The organism is Bartonella refiksaydamii, assembly GCF_902652675.1.
In the GTDB taxonomy this organism is placed as follows: domain Bacteria; phylum Pseudomonadota; class Alphaproteobacteria; order Rhizobiales; family Rhizobiaceae; genus Bartonella; species Bartonella refiksaydamii.
In genome coordinates this window covers 1-15,834 of sequence record NZ_LR736300.1, presented here as the reverse complement: position 1 = coordinate 15,834, position 15,834 = coordinate 1, and the positions used below count along the sequence as shown (strand labels likewise).

Sequence of the window (15,834 nt, the reverse complement as noted above, 5' to 3'; positions counted from 1 at the left end):
ATGGTAAAAAATCGTGCAAATTACAAAAGCAGTAGCAGTAGATGAACAAACTGCTCTTTCAAGAAAAAGCAAAGCAGGACAAGTAGGTGTTGCTATTTAAACACCTCTCATTCCGTCTTGAGAAACAGAAGCGATACGCAATAAATTTGTAGCACCAGGTGTACCAAGGGGAACGCCTGCTGTCACAAGGAAGCGATCTCCTACTTGGCAAAAACCTTCTTGAAAGACAATCGCCGCCGCTCGGTCAACCATATCCTCCAAATCTCGCGCATCTTCAGTGACAACACAATGCAGCCCCCAAACCAAAGCCAATCGCCGCGCTGTTTCCACAATAGGAGATAAAGCAATAATGGGTCTATTCGGACGCTCCCGTGATGCACGCACACCCGTTGTCCCTGAAGCAGTATAGGCAACGATAGCTGCTAATGCTAGTGTTTCAGCAATCTGGCGCGCCGCAAGAGAAATCGCATCTGTTCCCGTTGTTTCTGGAGCAGGATGCTGTGCCCCAACCTGAGCTGCATAAGTGCGATCTTGCTCGATTTGCCGAGCAATCCGGTCCATCATAAGCACAGCCTCTTCAGGATAAAGACCAGACGCAGATTCAGCAGACAACATCACGGCATCGCTTCCCGCATAAACAGCTGTAGCAACATCAGATACTTCTGCACGTGTCGGAACAGAAGATGTAATCATTGACTCGAGCATTTGTGTCGCCACCACAACAGGCTTTCCAGCTAAACGACAAGCCTTTATCAGCTCCATTTGAATAGCAGGAACTTTTTCCAACGGTATTTCCACCCCGAGATCTCCCCGTGCAATCATAATACCATCAGAAACATCAATAATTTTCTCTATATGTTCCAAAGCTTGCGGTTTTTCGATTTTAGCCATCAAAGCCACTTTGCTTTTTGTCAACCGACGCACCTCCATAATATCTTCTGGACGTTGAATAAAAGAAAGTGCAACCCAATCAACGGGTTGTTCTAAAAGAGCCTGAAGATCAGCCTTATCCTTTGATGTCATCGAACCAAAAGGTAAAACTGTATCGGGAAGACTCACGCCTTTTCGATCAGAAATGTACGTTCCAGCAACCACACGACACTGAACAGAGTGACCATCACAAACTTGCGCACACAGTTCCAACTTTCCATCATCAATCAACAGCCGATCCCCCGGTTTAACAGCCGTAAGGACATCTGCGTGCGGAAAAAAAACACGTTGTGCATCGCCAAGTACATCACGACCATCTAAGGTAAAATTCTGCCCAACACGCAAATTCTCTTGACCTTTAGCAAAACAGCCAATGCGCAATTTTGGTCCCTGTAGATCCACTAAAATGCCGATTGGTCGTTGAGTATTTTTTTCTACCTGCCGTATGCGCTTTACCAAATCACACATTGTTTTACGGTCAGTGTGACTCATATTCAGACGAAAAACGTCTGTTCCAGCCATAAAAAGTTTTTCAATCATCCCAATGGAAAAAGAAGAAGGACCGAGAGTGGCAATAATTTTTACCTTACGTGCGCGCTTCATGGTGAAAAATCTCCTGAAAGACGAGAAGAATGTACAACCGAATCACCAAACAAAGACTCATCAGTCAACTGCACCATCCAACTAATTTGATTGCCTGTATCAATTTCTTTAAACTCAGCCTTTTGATAGCCTCGGGGGAAACAATCATGAACCCCTTGAATGGTAAACTGACTATCCTGCACACACATAGTTACAGAACCGGGCCAGTTCCCTTTTTTCTGTGCGCCCTCCGCATAAAAATAATAATACCGCGAAGCAAGGGGACCATCAATTAAAGTTTTACACTCTGTTACGGGTACCATCCACCATCCTTCGCTTACCCAACCTGAAAGCGTACGATAGCCAAGGGCAACACCAACAGGCTGCTGGGTCATATTACAAACTCTAAAATCAGCTTTTGCAAAATTAACAAGCGGAAAAAAAAGCAGAACGCTCAAGAGAAAAACCCTCAGTCCTTGCTGCAACACCCATTGCCGATTTCTGGGCTGCTTTTTGTCAACCATAAAACTCCCTTTATGACATAAGTCCTTAAAACAAAACATACATCCCTTCTTTTCTTTTTTTTCAAGAACTTTTCAAATGTAGACAGAGATATCTTTAATTCTTTTCTGGTCCTTATTGCCTTTTTGTCAATGCAGATTTTCAAAATTTTACAAAATATTTAAAGACAATTTGTAAAAAAAGTGTACAGCTTGATTAATTTTCTGTTTTTCAAGCTTTTCCAACACAAATTTATCGCCAAAAATAGCTTAACATAGATTATCTGGAGAAACATGCAATGAATACAGTGACTGACCAAACACACGCTATATCCGTAAACCAATTACGTGCTTTTATTGAACGTATAGAACGGCTAGAAGAAGAAAAAAAAACCATTTCCGATGATATTAAAGAAGTTTATGCAGAACTGAAAGGTTCTGGTTTTGATAGTAAAGCTGTTCGAAGCATTATACGGTTGCGTAAAAAAGAAGATCATGAACGCATGGAAGAAGAAGCCGTCATCCAACTTTATAAAAACGCGCTTGGGATGAGTTAGCACAGGCGTGTATCTTTTTTTCATATAAAAATTCAAGTTCCAACATATATTTTTTTGCGCACAAAAACTTCTCTTCCAGCGCTGTCGACAGACACTCAAAACGCGCGTTATCGTAGTAATCCAGCGCTGGCTCTGAGAATCTTTGTTGAATTTCTTCATTTCGTCCTATCAAGCGGCGATTTGTTCAAGCAACTTTTCAACGCAACAAACCTGCTTGTAAAATAATTTGCAAAACGCCGTTCTTTCCCCAAAGATCATAAACGGACAAAGAAGAGGCAGCCGTCTAACTTTAAAAATGGCTTTTTATGAGTTAACACCATTGGTGACACCAGACATTTTCTCAAAATAAAAGAGGGAATGGAAAAAATGAATAATCCCCATAAATTTCTGCTAGAAGTTTTAACAACGTGCAATGTGCAACAAAAATATCGGCAAGACATTGCGCAACTTGAAAATGAACCCCTTAAACGGCATAGAAGATCATATACTCTCTCTTAAACCCAGAAGAGTTCTTATATTTCAATCGGTCATGCAAAACGCGAAGTAAGGAGAAAAACGAGGTTGGAGCAAAGACATTGAGCTATACTATATTGCATTTTGCACAAATCAAATGACAAAAGCCGATACAAAACCAGAATAGGACGTAAACAGTTGAAGATATAAAAAAGCAAAATGATGTTTAAAAGTAAATTGCACAATCACTTAAGATTAAGAAAATACTGAACCGTCACAGAGTAACAAATTCACCATAGTGGATCAAATCACCAATATATTGACATATTGAGCATTCCAAATTTATACACAAGCAGCAATAAGAACATCGTTAGTACGCGTAAAATGAACTTATGTATTAAAATATCAAACCAATAATAAACAAGACGCTTTCCATCTTATAGTAAGCTCATAAGAGCTTCATAAAGTGGGGAATTTAAAAATATAAAAACCACCGTAAAGTGTAATCAAGAACAACAATACATTATTAAAATAAAATTATGTGCAACGACTTTTAACTTTTTACTCTATTCTACCATCCCTTATGCAAAAGTTGTCGTTTTTGATAAAATTTATAGTTGATTTACTATTTTTCGAGGCTGATTTCATCAAAAAGGAAAAAGGCATTTGAAAAATTACATGACAAAGATGCGGGATCATAAATTTCTATAAGGAGAGGACTATGGGAATCAAAACAAAACGAACAATTTCCACATTGATCAGTTTAGAAGATGCAAGTGAATTGTCCTCCTATTACCTGCGCAATGCGAATTATTTACATCCTTTTGAACCGGAAAAACCCGATAACTACCATACCCTAACAGCTTGGAAAACACGAGCAAATGCGTTCGCTTATGAGAGTGCTCAAGAACAAGCATACCGATATGCCGTACGATTAAAAAATGAGAGCACAATCATTGCCGTCGTTAACTTTACAAATGTGGTTCGTGGTGTTTTTCAAGCCTGTCATCTTGGTTTTTCTCTTGATGAAAAACAACAAAGCAAAGGCCTCATGTTCGAGATTTTATCTACCCTGATCGTTCATGTCTTTCATGTCTATCGCTTGCATAGAATTATGGCAAACACCATGCCAGAGAATATCAAAAGTAGAATTTTATTAGAGCGCCTTGGTTTTGAAAAAGAAGGCCGTGCCAGAGATTATCTGATGATTGCCGGTGAATGGAGAGATCACATTCTAACCTCTCGAATTAATGATTCTTACGTCTCCATTAATAAATCAGAATAAGGTGTTTTTGCAAAATATTCAAAGTAAGATAATATTCAGGCCTCACGAGACCCCGAAGACTTTTCTTTTTCTACTTCTTCGCGCAAAAGTTCAAGTTCTAACCATTCTTCTTCCTTTTGCATACAAAGTGCTTGTTTTTCTTGAAGCATTGTAGAAAGACTCTCGAAACGAGCTTTATCACAACTATAGAGTGCTGGATCAGAAAGTTCTTGTTCAATTTTTTTTATCTCGTTCTGTAAAGCAGCGATTTGTTCAGGCAATTTTTCCAGCGCATAAACTTGCTTGTAAGACAATTTGCGGGACACCATTTTTTCCCTCGATAGCCCCTGTTTTGTATGATTTTGCACATGAGGTTTTGAGAACTCTTTACGCGCTAAAACAGCTTGCTTGCTCTGTGCCATCATATCACTATAACCACCAGCGTATAAAATCCAGCGGCCATCACCTTGAGGCGCCAACACATGCGTTACAGTGCGATCTAAAAAATCTCTATCATGACTGATCAACAGTACTGTCCCCGCAAAATCGGCAATAAACTCCTGTAACAAATCCAATGTTTCCATATCCAAATCATTGGTCGGTTCATCGAGAATCAAAAAATTCGCTGGACGTGACAGCAGCCGTGCAAGCATGAGTCGCGCTCTTTCTCCACCTGAAAATTCTTTGAGTGGTGTGCGCGCTTGTTCAGGTAAAAACAAAAAATCTTTCATATAAGAAACAACATGCCGCTCTTGCCCATTGATCAAAAGAGTATCCCCCCTCCCTCCCGTGAGATAATGCGCTAAAGTTTCTTCTCCATTTAAAGTACGCTGTTGATCAAGCAATGCCATAGAAAGGTTATACCCATGCTTCACCGTTCCACTATCGGCCTCTTCTTTGCCAATTAAAATAGAAAGTAATGTTGTTTTTCCAATACCATTGGGACCCACTAAACCAATCCGATCTCCACGTTGAATACGCAAAGAGAAATCTTTCACAATAACGTGATCATTATAAGATTTTGAAATTCGTTTTGCTTCAAGCACCAATTGACCGGAATTATGGCTTTTGGCAGCTGTCAAAAGTGCATTTCCCGGTTGCCCCTTATAGGTTTGATGCTGCTGTCTTAATTCTTTTAACACCCCTAAACGGCGCACATTACGTTTACGCCGTGCCGTTACCCCATAGCGCAACCATTGTTCTTCACGAGCAATCTGTCGTCCCAATTTATGTTGTTCTAAAGCTTCTTCTTCAAGCGCCTTATCACGCCAATTCTCAAACTCTGAAAAACGCTTCTCCAACCTCTTTGTAGTTCCCCGATCAAGCCATACTGTTGAATGCGTAACATTTTCTAAAAATCGCCGATCATGCGAAATTACCACAATGGCCGAACGCAAAGAACACAAAACACCCTCAAGCCATTCGATGGTTGGTAAATCAAGATGATTGGTTGGTTCATCCAACAAAAGAATATCTGGTTTTGCTGCAATAGCCTGCAACAATGAAACACGGCGCTTTTCCCCACCAGAAAGCGTTTCCAACTTCTCAGTTCCTGAAAAACCAAGATTTGCCAGAAGTGTGTTTATCCATTGCACATCGGGTGCATCATCCAGACCAGCTTCTACAAAGGCGTGAATATTTTCAAAGCCTGAACAATCAGGATTTTGCGAGACATAACGAACAGTGACCCGAGGGTGGCGAAAAATTTCCCCATCACCGGGCTCACTTATCCCCGCCGCAATTTTTAGCAGCGTAGACTTTCCACAACCATTACGTCCCACCAATGCAATACGCGCCCCTTGCTCTACCGACAAGCAAGCGTGGTCGAGCAAGGGGGTCGATCCAAAAGTTAGGAAAATGCGGTCAAGCCGCAGCAGCGGCGCCGCCATTAACGAACGCGTCTAGAACAAGGCGCCTGATACTTAACACCTCTTCCATCACGGTAAGTGCACAATTTTGGCATATGTGGCGCTTGGACTCGGTGAGCACAAGGTGCTTGATAAATCTCACCTCTGTGAGTACGATATGTGCACATTGGTGACTGCTGAACAATAACCTGTCTTTGCTGTCTTTGTTGATTTACAGCAGCACCTGTCACTGTTCCCGCCAAAGCACCAAATGCTGCACCCGTAAGCGCTGCTCCAGGCGTGCTTCCAGCAATTGCTGTTCCAGCTAAAGCACCTATTGCTGCTCCACCTACACCATAACGGGCAACACGTTGATCATTAACGGAACAAGCCACTGTACTTAAACCGATGGCTGAAACAACTGCTACTTTTAAAATTGACTTTAACATATAAAAAACTCTCCTTTTCGAGATCAATACATAAATATATTATTCATGCCGGCACTTAATCACTGCCCCCCTCTGCCTTATTCAAATATACCGGAAGCACTCTATGGAATAGGTACAGACGCCAACAATATAGCTTTTCCAGAACCTAATTGGCAAGAAAAGGTTCCACAAATACGGTTAGAAAGTGTCAAAGAAGACCCAAATGACACATTTTTGTCACAGAGAGGCCATTTTACACCTGAGAGGGTTAATCCGTGTAAATCAGAAAAACCGATAATACTAAACAGACACCCCTCAGGTAAATCATACGAAAAAGGCTTTGGCAAAACCGGCCAGCCTTCTTCAAAACCACTCGTCAACAACACTGCAATACCCTTTTCGGCCATCACCAATGCTTGCGTCATATGAGAAAGACTGTGATCACTTCTTTCACCACCAAAAGCACCACACAAAATAAGCCTTTTGGCACCATTTTGCAGAGCTCTTTCACATGCCAGAGCACTATCGGTCATATCTTTATCAGAAGGAAAAACCTCACGCGAAACATCACAATATTTGTCTATGAGAGACTGATCAGATGAATCGAAATCTCCCAACCACAACTCAGGAATCACATTCAGCGCTGCTGCATGACGCATTCCACCATCGGCAGCAATCACTCTACTGTTGTGAATTTGGCTACGCAAACGATCAGTGATACAAACATTTCCATTTAACAATATTGTAAACGCTGTCATGCCATACTCTGCCTTTCGTAAGATTTCTTCTTATAGCGTTATTTATAAAAATAGACTTTTTTTATAGATAATAACCATGATAGAACCGAAAAGAATCCTCTTCAAAAAGCTTCTTTCCCAAAAGCTCCTTTATTGTAAAAAACACATACAAAGATACAAATGAAATTTGCCAAAATACAATCAGAAAACCCAGTGCACCTAGAAAACACAGTACACAACGATCAAAAGTGCCCACTTTTTCAACGAGACTTTCTTTTTCGCCCCCAAATGTATAAAGCAACTCTCATAAGCTTAATGCTTCTCCTTTCTGCTTGTCATACGCGTCTCTCACCTAACAACATACCTTTTTCTTCAAGTTCTTCTGAAACAATTAAATGTACCAGCAAAAACAATATCTATGTCACATTAAGAGCTATACAACACCCCCGCATTTTACAAACATATGGCGGCGCATACTATGATGCAAAACTTGAACGCCTCTTAGCAAATATTGTGCGTAAACTCACGGTTGTGTCACAAGGTTCTCACCAAAGCTATTCTGTAACAATTTTAGACTCCGAGAGTATCAATGCCTTTGCTCTCCCAAGCGGCTACATCTACATAACCCGTGGCATGTTAGCCTTAGCCAATGATTCTTCAGAAGTTGCAGCAATTTTAGCCCATGAGATAGCCCATATTATTGCCAATCACGGCATTTTACGCCTAAAAAAAGAAGCCGAATTGAAGATGACAAATCATATGTCACCACACCTTCTCTCTTCCAACGAAAAAAAACCTCATAACTCCATTAACAACAAGCAACAACTTGCGCAATTTTCACGCAATCAGGAACTGGAAGCCGATTCAATCGCACTCGAAATGGTCAAACGAGCAGGATATGACCCATTCGCATTACCACGTTTTTTACAATCACTAGAAGCCTATAATGCCTTTCGTAATAGCTCCAGAACCTCAAATACTTCCTTAGACTTTTTAGCAACACACCCAACAACTCCGCAACGGATTCTCCGTGCGATAGAAAAAGCACGAAGAATAAGTACAGCAAACATAAAAAACACTAATCGTGATTCTTTTCTCAAAAGCATTGATGGCATAATTTTCGGTGGCAACTCTCATACAGGTTTTGTACGAGAAAACCAATTTATCCACCCGCAACTGCGTGTAACTTTTTCCGTTCCAGACAATTTCATAATAGAGACTTCAGAGAACACTGTTTGGGCCAGCGGAATGGGTAAAACTGCCATTCGTTTTGATGCACTACCACATACTGATGAAATCTCTGCAAGCGATTACTTAAAAAGTGGCTGGATTATGGGGCTTGATGAGTCCTCTGTCCGCCCAATAACAATCCAAGGTCTTCTTGGAGCACATGCCCATGCGGCCAATAAGCAATGGCAATTTGATGTAGTTGTCATTTTATTCAACAAACACCTCTTTCGCTTCCTTACCGCATCCCCACATGATTCTCAAAACTTTGAAGCGATTGCCGAAAGAACAGTACAAAGCTTTCATCCCCTTACATCATCACAGTTAAAAAAGCTAAAACCCTTGAGAATCCGCGTTGTGAGCGTTAAACAGGGAGAAAGCGTTGCAAGCCTTGCCAATAAAATGCAAAATACAACGCATAAAGAAAAACTTTTTCGCATTCTCAACGCACTCTCCCCAACCCAAACTTTACCCGTAGGTACAAACGTTAAGATTATCACAGAGTAATCCCCCATTTTTGTCTGTCCTTTTGATTCCCTCCTATCCTCTTTCTTATACAATTCTTAATATATTTTTCCCACGCGGATCTCGTTAACCTTTGAAACCATCCCCCATGGCTCTCACACACTTCTTATTGCCCAACCTCACTTCAGATTGTCTTCTTGAAAAACCTTCAATGCTTATATCTCATATGCATCTGCTGAATGAACCGTAAGGAGAGCAGAACGTAGCTTTTGCAAAGCACGTGCTTCAATTTGACGCACTCGCTCTTTCGAGATTCCCAACTTTTCACCTAAAACTTCTAAAGTAGCTCCCTCTTCATTCAAGCGACGAAAACGAATAATTTCAAGCTCACGTTCATTAAGAATTTGCAACGCATCATAAAGCCATTGTGTACGCCGTTGTCCGTCAATCACCTGCTCAATTAAGGCATCAGGAAGAGGGCTATCATCCACGAGAGCATCCATTTTAGCAATGGGGTTGTCACTATTCTCAGAAACAGAAACGCTCAAAGAATTATCAGAACTAGAAAAACGAAAATCCATCGTTTCAACATCACGGACTGAAACTCCAAGTTTTTCAGCAATCGTGCGAAAAATATCTTGTTTAGTTAAAGCACTATCATCCTGTATTAATTTCGCCCGCAAACGTCGTAGATTAAAGAAAAGCGCTTTTTGCGAAGAACTGGTTCCCCCTCGAACAATAGACCAATTTCGTAAAATATAATCTTGAATAGAAGCACGTATCCACCACGTTGCATAAGTAGAAAAACGGACCTCCCGATCAGGCTCGAAACGCGCAGCAGCTTCCAGCAAGCCCACATAACCTTCTTGTACCAGATCCCCCAACGGCATTTTAAAACGTTTAAAACGGTTAGCAATTGCAATCACCAAACGCATATGCGCCGCTGCAATTTGATGCATAGCGTCATCATCGCGTTTATCTTTCCATCGCAGAGCTAAATCATGCTCTTTTTGTCGTTCAAGATAAGGTGCTTGCATAGCAGAACGCATCATATCGCGTCCCAAGCTTTTATCTACGCCGTTATAATTTTTACTGTTTTTATAGACAGCATTTGAAAGATTACCCATAATAACCCCTTGCGATTAAAATTATCAAAGTTGATTTGGCAACGACACCATCTTTCTTTTTCAAAAAAAAGAACGTAAAAGTTGTAATTTTTATATCACTACTTTAGCGTGTAAATTTATAATCGCAATTGTTTTTTTACAGTCATTGTAAAACTTATTATCAGAATATACAGATTCATGAGCAAAACGGCGATATAATATACGCCTCTTACCCGTAAGAAATGCGCGAAAAAGCTTTGTCTTCACCTCTTCAAGAAAAGAACGAAAAAATAAGCTAGCCAGCTAAAATAAATACTGTTTTGTTTAATTATCGACTTACTTGCTTTTTGAGCAAAGAATTTATTTTATACTTTCAGCTTCGCAATACAATTAATGCGTGCATTAAACATATATAACACGCAAAAAATGAATAAAAAGAGAAATACCTAAAATTTAAAAATAAAAAGAAGCTGCAAAAACAACAAGAAAGATTGAAGCAAATATAACAAACATGTTAAAGGAGCAGCACAATGATAAAATTGTCAAGAATAAGCTTTTACCAGTGTAGCACTGAGAAAGAAAATGATCATGGATAGCAAGATTGTTCAACGCAATGAGATTCTTCAAGATGATATTTTTATTGAAAAACACGGGAATGGCAGATTTGAAGGTTTTCGTTTTTATGCCGATAAGAACAATACTGCTCAAACAATTAACACGCCAAACTTAACAGATGTGAGAGATGAAGATTTGATTCTCACCTTTACCAAACGTGCAACGCGTTTCTGTGCTTGTGCTAATGGAGACCTTAAACTCAGTTCTGATGGAATTGTGCGTTGGATTGGTCAACCGGTGGGACAACTTGTTGCAACAGAGAATTTTTTAAAACCCAAACTCGTTGTTCTAGCAGATGCTCAATTAACAGGAGAAGCCCGCACTAATGTAGTGAAACGACTAGAGCGTTTTGTGACTTTTCATTTTGAAACGGCTTTAAAACCACTGTTTGATTTGCAAAATGCCGATAGCTTGACGGATTCAACAAGCAGCCTTGCCGCACAACTTGTCAACTCTTTAGGAATCTTACCTCGTCGAGAAGTAGCTGAAATCGTTAAAGGTCTCAACCAAGAATCGCGGGCAGTGCTCCGGCGGCTAGGTGTGCGTTTTGGTGCTTTTCATATCTATGTTATAGGAATGCTTAAACCCGCTCCTGTCCAAGCAATTACTCTGCTATGGAACCTTCAAAATGAAGGTCATGACCAAGCTGGCTTGAATGAAATTTTTGCGGCTTTGTCTGCGGGACGAACTTCCCTCGTTGTTGATCCCACATATAACCGTCAATTTTATCAGTTAGCCGGTTATCGAATCTTAGGGCAGCGTGCTGTGCGCGTTGATATTTTAGAGCGTCTTGCAAACCTTATCCGCCCTACACTTCATTGGAAACAAGGGAGTGAACCAAAACCCGATGGCGCCTATGATGGCAAAAGTTTTTTTGTTACATCCACAATGATGTCTATTCTTGGAGCCAATGGAACCGATATGGAAGAGATTCTTAAAGGACTTGGTTATCAAGCGCATGCCATCAACAGTGCTGTATTTGAACAAAACATCCTTGCACACGAAGCCTTTTCCCATGCATGTACCACAACAGAAGATGTTCCTGTGGCAGAATGCGTTGGTGACCAATGGCAAACAATGAAAATCTTGGCAACAACACAAGGAGAAAAAAGTGTCTTATCCACTTGTGTTGGAACGCAACCCAATATCATAGTCAACACTGTAGATTGTTTACCAGCATCCGAACCTGTGGGCGACTTTGCCAAACAAAAACGTATCGCAACAGAAGATAAAGTCATTTTACTATGGCGTTATCATCATCATTCTCACAACCACGCACACAAAAACCGTGATAAATCTGGACACAAATGGCAAAACAAACAAAAAAAATCTTTTAAGAAAAGGGCAAACGTGAATGAAAATACCCTGCAAGAAGCACCATTACACACCAAACACTCTTATAAGTCCAGCAAATCTCATACCAAACGTGCAAATAATAAACCACCTAGGAGAGAAATGCACCCGAATCTTGATTCACCATTTGCAAAATTAGCTGCGCTACGCGATCAACTCACAAATGATAAAAGCACACATACATTTTCTTCCAAAGATCACTAAAATAACAAATGGAGTTTGATCTTGGCTTATGTAGTAACCGACAACTGCATTCATTGCAAATATACTGATTGCGTTGAAGTTTGCCCTGTTGATTGTTTTTACGAAGGAGAAAATATGCTTGTCATTCATCCCGATGAATGTATCGATTGTGGTGTCTGCGAACCAGAATGTCCAGCAGAAGCCATTAAGCCTGATACAGAACCAGGATTAGAAAAATGGCTAGAGCTCAATCTTCAATATGCAACCAAATGGCCTAATTTAACCACCCGAAAAGACCCGCTTCCTCAAGCAAAAGAAATGGATGGTGTTCCGGATAAATTAGAAAAGTATTTTTCAGAAAATCCAGGCAGCGGTGAATAATAACCTACAGTGCACACAGAACTCCTTCAAAAATTGAGAATATTCTCTTGTAAAAATAAAAATTCTTAAGCGAAATGATTGATTCTTTTGAATTTTGATGTTAATGCTATTTTAACATGATCATCTTTCTAAGTATTTTCTCTTTGCTTTTTGCCTATAAAGCAAAGTGCTTTTGTTGAATTTAAAAGTACTCAACTTTTATGCTCATTAAATTTGTATATTATACTTGGTTAAAGAACATTCAGCGTTCAGGTTCATAGCCTGCCTTCCGGTACATTTTTTGGTCATAAAGGGAGTAAACTAAAATATGGCATCCCAACACGGAACGTCCTCCAATGCTAAAGGATTTGCAACCTCTGAATATATCGTCTACCCTACCCATGGAGTGGGACAAATTGTAGCGATTGAAGATCAAGAAGTTGCAGGACATAAATTAAAATTCTTTGTTATTCATTTTGCAAAAGATAAAATGGATGTCAAAGTACCGATTGCGAAAGCCATTTCTGTTGGAATGCGCAAATTGTCTGCTGTTGATTCTGTCGAACGCGCATTAAAAATCTTGCGCGGAAAAGCACGGATCAAACGAACTATGTGGTCACGCCGTGCTCAAGAATATGACACTAAAATCAATTCAGGTGATCTTATTTGTATTGCGGAAGTGGTGCGTGATCTTTTTCGCTCAAATCTGCAGCCTGAACAATCTTATTCCGAACGCCAGCTCTATACCGCTGCACTAGAGAGAATGGCTCGTGAAATTGCTGTTATTAATAATCTTTCCGAAACAGAAGCCATCAATCTCATAGAAATGCATCTCTCAAACAAGCCAGAGCGCGAATTTAAATCTGAGAGAGATGAGGCTAATACGAACAGCAATACTGTATACGCTGCGTAATAATAAGCTAAGATATTTTTATAATAAAATGAAACCAGCGATATGCTGGTTTTTTTATTCATAAGTCTTCATAAACAAAAAGACATTTGATGAGAAATCCGCTAAGTTACTTCATCTCAAAATATTTTGGTGGAATTGTCCACGACATGAATAACATTACAGACTTACATCTCATATCAAAAATGATATTTTAATCTTCCTGTAGCACTCTTTATCGAATGAATTTAAGATGTATTCAGAAAGATAATTCCGTTACCAAGCCTACTTGTACCGATCAAGGACTTTTACTGAATCTTTAGGGCATATGCCCCATAAATTGGCACGCACAACCTTTCAAGTCATCTTTATCAAGATGACACAAAAGCTGCAAATCTACCGTACAATAGGAAAGCCTTACCATCGGTACCCCCCTTTTTAAAAGAAGAACCGAAAAGAGCGTATCACCAGCACACGCGCCCGCCTATGATCAAATAAACCTCAGTCTGGTAGGGAGATAAAATCTCAATCTTTAGGTGGCAAAACTGAACGCCCGCGGTACATCCCAGTCTTCAAATCGATGTGATGGGGGCGACGTAATTCACCAGAATTTTTATCTTCGATATAAGTTGGCGCCTTCAAGGCATCAGCCGAACGGCGCATACCCCGCTTCGAAGGAGAGGTTTTTCGTTTAGGTACAGCCATAAAGAGACACTCCAAATCCACTAAAAAAGAAGAGGCAATGTCAAAAACGACAAAGCCTTTGTCAAAAAATTAGAAAATCTGATAGCCTTATACACTGATTAAAAAGAAGAGACAATGTTAAAAATGGTAATATTATTACCAAAAATGACAGTTTCTTGCACTGATTGAAGCCTTCTCATGAGGTTTTCATACAATTTTTGTTTGGCTTTAACAGAGACTTCCGCTTACAGTAGGTATAAACGAGTAATTAATTTTTAATAAAAACCTCTGCAAAAGGACCAAAATAAGAAAAAGCCTCTCTTTTGAAATTCCAGAACCCCATTTTTAAAAATAAAGGAAGCATAAATGCATGAATTTACCACCCTTCTTGCAGAACATAGGCGCACCGTTGAAAGGCGACTTGATACACTGTTAAGTGATCAAGTTCAAAATGGTGAAATTGCCCGTCCTGAAATCCTCATCCAAGCCATGCGCTACGGTGTACTGAATGGTGGAAAACGTTTACGTCCTTTTCTTGTTATGCAAAGTGCGGCACTGTTTGATATCCCTACTGAACACTCTCTTGATATTGCATGTGCCTTAGAATGTGTTCACTGTTACTCACTCATTCATGATGATCTTCCCGCTATGGATAACGACACACTCCGACGCGGACAACCCACAGTTCATAGAGCATTTGATGAAGCAACAGCAATTCTAGCAGGCAATGCTCTCCTAACATTTGCCTTTGAAATTATTGCCCATAAAGCCAGTGCACTTCCCTTTGTCACCAGAATAGAACTAATTACAGCTCTTGCACAATCTGCAGGAGTTGGTGGTATGGTAGGCGGACAAATGCTTGACCTTGAAGCGGAAAAAAAACCACAAGAGGGCACCAACATTATCACTCTACAACGCATGAAAACAGCCGCTTTGATAAGCTTTGCTTGCCAAGCAGGTGCAATAATCGGCAATGCATCCAAAGAATTAACGAAACAACTTGCTACTTTTGGAACATATCTCGGTTTAGCCTTTCAATTGACGGATGATCTTTTAGATGTCACCGCCAAAAGCGAAGTCCTAGGAAAAACCGCGGGTAAAGATGAAACAGCGCATAAAGCGACTTTTGTTCGTCTTTATGGCATTGAAGAAACACAAAAAAAGCTGGACGAACTCATCGTTAAAGCAGAAGCACTTTTATACCCTTTTGGAGCTAAAGCAAAACCACTTCAACAGGCTGCCCACTTTAGTGCAACACGAAAAAATTAATCTCAATCTGCTCCATTGTGCACCACCATCTCTACTTAATAAAAATACAAGGCAAACACTATTATTCTATTTATCAGCTCTCAATATTGCCAACAACCCTTGGCGCTTAAAAGCATTCATGAGAGACATTTATTCCTTTCTTAAACGATTTTTATACACCACCCTCCTTTGTGACGAGCAAAGATATGATTTTGATTGATTCAATATACACCAATTTAAAATGAAAAAATCCTACAATAAGCCGAGAATCCTATTCAATAGGAATAGCAAATTATCACTATAAATCAAAATGTTATCCAACTCTTAAATCACATGAAACGTTCACAATAATGATAGTTAATATTCGCGCTGAGATTTCTTTAGAGTTCCTTCTAAAAAAAACACT

The 15,834-nt window shown here is 40.0% G+C and carries 14 protein-coding genes; 7 read left to right on the top strand and 7 right to left on the bottom strand.

The window, feature by feature from the left end:
• Positions 1 to 96: 96 nt before the first annotated feature.
• The gene (gene pyk, locus GQO39_RS04990) at positions 97 to 1,533 is read right to left on the bottom strand and encodes a pyruvate kinase (RefSeq protein ID WP_156851188.1); all 1,437 of its coding nucleotides are present in this window, start codon (positions 1,531 to 1,533) and stop codon (positions 97 to 99) included.
• A complete protein-coding gene (locus GQO39_RS04985; RefSeq protein WP_007552893.1) occupies positions 1,530 to 2,075 on the bottom strand; it encodes a DUF1036 domain-containing protein in 546 nt (181 codons plus the stop codon). The genes pyk and GQO39_RS04985 overlap by 4 nt, the downstream gene beginning before the upstream one ends.
• Before the next feature lie 236 nt (positions 2,076 to 2,311).
• Between GQO39_RS04985 and GQO39_RS04980 the strand changes: the two genes are divergently transcribed.
• Positions 2,312 to 2,569 (top strand): DUF2312 domain-containing protein, encoded by a 258-nt coding sequence (locus GQO39_RS04980; protein ID WP_007552894.1) that lies wholly within the window; start codon positions 2,312 to 2,314, stop codon positions 2,567 to 2,569.
• Positions 2,570 to 3,743: 1,174 nt separating this feature from the next.
• Positions 3,744 to 4,307, top strand: coding sequence for a GNAT family N-acetyltransferase (locus GQO39_RS04975; protein ID WP_156851187.1), 564 nt, complete (start codon positions 3,744 to 3,746; stop codon positions 4,305 to 4,307).
• A 35-nt stretch (positions 4,308 to 4,342) separates the two neighbouring features.
• Here GQO39_RS04975 and GQO39_RS04970 read toward each other — a convergent pair whose 3' ends face one another.
• From GQO39_RS04970 to GQO39_RS04960, 3 genes are all read right to left on the bottom strand, one after another.
• Positions 4,343 to 6,175, bottom strand: a complete 1,833-nt coding sequence (locus GQO39_RS04970) for an ABC-F family ATP-binding cassette domain-containing protein (RefSeq protein WP_156851186.1) — start codon at positions 6,173 to 6,175, stop codon at positions 4,343 to 4,345.
• On the bottom strand, positions 6,175 to 6,582 hold the full coding sequence (locus GQO39_RS04965) for a YMGG-like glycine zipper-containing protein (RefSeq protein WP_007552898.1): 408 nt from the start codon (positions 6,580 to 6,582) through the stop codon (positions 6,175 to 6,177). The genes GQO39_RS04970 and GQO39_RS04965 overlap by 1 nt, the downstream gene beginning before the upstream one ends.
• A 101-nt stretch (positions 6,583 to 6,683) precedes the next feature.
• Positions 6,684 to 7,319, bottom strand: a complete 636-nt coding sequence (locus GQO39_RS04960) for a thiamine diphosphokinase (protein ID WP_156851185.1) — start codon at positions 7,317 to 7,319, stop codon at positions 6,684 to 6,686.
• Between the two features lie 159 nt (positions 7,320 to 7,478).
• On the opposite strand from GQO39_RS04960, the gene GQO39_RS04955 reads away from it, so the two are divergent.
• Entirely contained in the window at positions 7,479 to 9,032 is a 1,554-nt protein-coding gene (locus GQO39_RS04955) for a M48 family metalloprotease (protein WP_156851184.1), read from the top strand.
• 173 nt (positions 9,033 to 9,205) lie between these two features.
• Here GQO39_RS04955 and GQO39_RS04950 read toward each other — a convergent pair whose 3' ends face one another.
• Positions 9,206 to 10,117, bottom strand: a complete 912-nt coding sequence (locus GQO39_RS04950; RefSeq protein WP_156851183.1) for an RNA polymerase factor sigma-32 — start codon at positions 10,115 to 10,117, stop codon at positions 9,206 to 9,208.
• Between the two features lie 561 nt (positions 10,118 to 10,678).
• On the opposite strand from GQO39_RS04950, the gene GQO39_RS04945 reads away from it, so the two are divergent.
• From GQO39_RS04945 to GQO39_RS04935, 3 genes are all read left to right on the top strand, one after another.
• Positions 10,679 to 12,268, top strand: coding sequence for a hypothetical protein (locus tag GQO39_RS04945; protein WP_198039416.1), 1,590 nt, complete (start codon positions 10,679 to 10,681; stop codon positions 12,266 to 12,268).
• 21 nt (positions 12,269 to 12,289) lie between these two features.
• Positions 12,290 to 12,628 carry a ferredoxin FdxA gene (gene fdxA / locus GQO39_RS04940; protein ID WP_040298828.1) on the top strand — a complete coding sequence of 113 codons (339 nt, stop codon included), beginning with the start codon at positions 12,290 to 12,292 and terminating at the stop codon, positions 12,626 to 12,628.
• 307 nt (positions 12,629 to 12,935) lie between these two features.
• The gene (locus GQO39_RS04935) at positions 12,936 to 13,520 is read left to right on the top strand and encodes a CarD family transcriptional regulator (RefSeq protein ID WP_156851181.1); all 585 of its coding nucleotides are present in this window, start codon (positions 12,936 to 12,938) and stop codon (positions 13,518 to 13,520) included.
• A 501-nt stretch (positions 13,521 to 14,021) separates the two neighbouring features.
• On the opposite strand, the gene rpmF is transcribed toward GQO39_RS04935, so the two are convergent.
• Positions 14,022 to 14,201: a 50S ribosomal protein L32 gene (rpmF, locus tag GQO39_RS04930; RefSeq protein WP_004857790.1), complete on the bottom strand. Its 180-nt coding sequence runs from the start codon at positions 14,199 to 14,201 to the stop codon at positions 14,022 to 14,024.
• A 345-nt stretch (positions 14,202 to 14,546) separates the two neighbouring features.
• Here rpmF and GQO39_RS04925 point away from each other — a divergent pair, with 345 nt between their 5' ends.
• Complete coding sequence (locus GQO39_RS04925) at positions 14,547 to 15,449, top strand: polyprenyl synthetase family protein (protein ID WP_156851180.1); 903 nt, start codon at positions 14,547 to 14,549, stop codon at positions 15,447 to 15,449.
• The last annotated feature ends 385 nt before the right edge of the window (positions 15,450 to 15,834 follow it).

What these genes read in the sequence shown, in the direction of transcription:
- pyk (WP_156851188.1), bottom strand. Translation starts at nt 1,533, where the DNA reads ATGAAGCGCGCACGTAAGGTAAAAATTATTGCCACTCTCGGTCCTTCT.
- GQO39_RS04985 (WP_007552893.1), bottom strand. Translation starts at nt 2,075, where the DNA reads ATGTTTTGTTTTAAGGACTTATGTCATAAAGGGAGTTTTATGGTTGAC.
- GQO39_RS04980 (WP_007552894.1), top strand. Translation starts at nt 2,312, where the DNA reads ATGAATACAGTGACTGACCAAACACACGCTATATCCGTAAACCAATTA.
- GQO39_RS04975 (WP_156851187.1), top strand. Translation starts at nt 3,744, where the DNA reads ATGGGAATCAAAACAAAACGAACAATTTCCACATTGATCAGTTTAGAA.
- GQO39_RS04970 (WP_156851186.1), bottom strand. Translation starts at nt 6,175, where the DNA reads ATGGCGGCGCCGCTGCTGCGGCTTGACCGCATTTTCCTAACTTTTGGA.
- GQO39_RS04965 (WP_007552898.1), bottom strand. Translation starts at nt 6,582, where the DNA reads ATGTTAAAGTCAATTTTAAAAGTAGCAGTTGTTTCAGCCATCGGTTTA.
- GQO39_RS04960 (WP_156851185.1), bottom strand. Translation starts at nt 7,319, where the DNA reads ATGACAGCGTTTACAATATTGTTAAATGGAAATGTTTGTATCACTGAT.
- GQO39_RS04955 (WP_156851184.1), top strand. Translation starts at nt 7,479, where the DNA reads ATGAAATTTGCCAAAATACAATCAGAAAACCCAGTGCACCTAGAAAAC.
- GQO39_RS04950 (WP_156851183.1), bottom strand. Translation starts at nt 10,117, where the DNA reads ATGGGTAATCTTTCAAATGCTGTCTATAAAAACAGTAAAAATTATAAC.
- GQO39_RS04945 (WP_198039416.1), top strand. Translation starts at nt 10,679, where the DNA reads ATGATCATGGATAGCAAGATTGTTCAACGCAATGAGATTCTTCAAGAT.
- GQO39_RS04935 (WP_156851181.1), top strand. Translation starts at nt 12,936, where the DNA reads ATGGCATCCCAACACGGAACGTCCTCCAATGCTAAAGGATTTGCAACC.
- rpmF (WP_004857790.1), bottom strand. Translation starts at nt 14,201, where the DNA reads ATGGCTGTACCTAAACGAAAAACCTCTCCTTCGAAGCGGGGTATGCGC.
- GQO39_RS04925 (WP_156851180.1), top strand. Translation starts at nt 14,547, where the DNA reads ATGCATGAATTTACCACCCTTCTTGCAGAACATAGGCGCACCGTTGAA.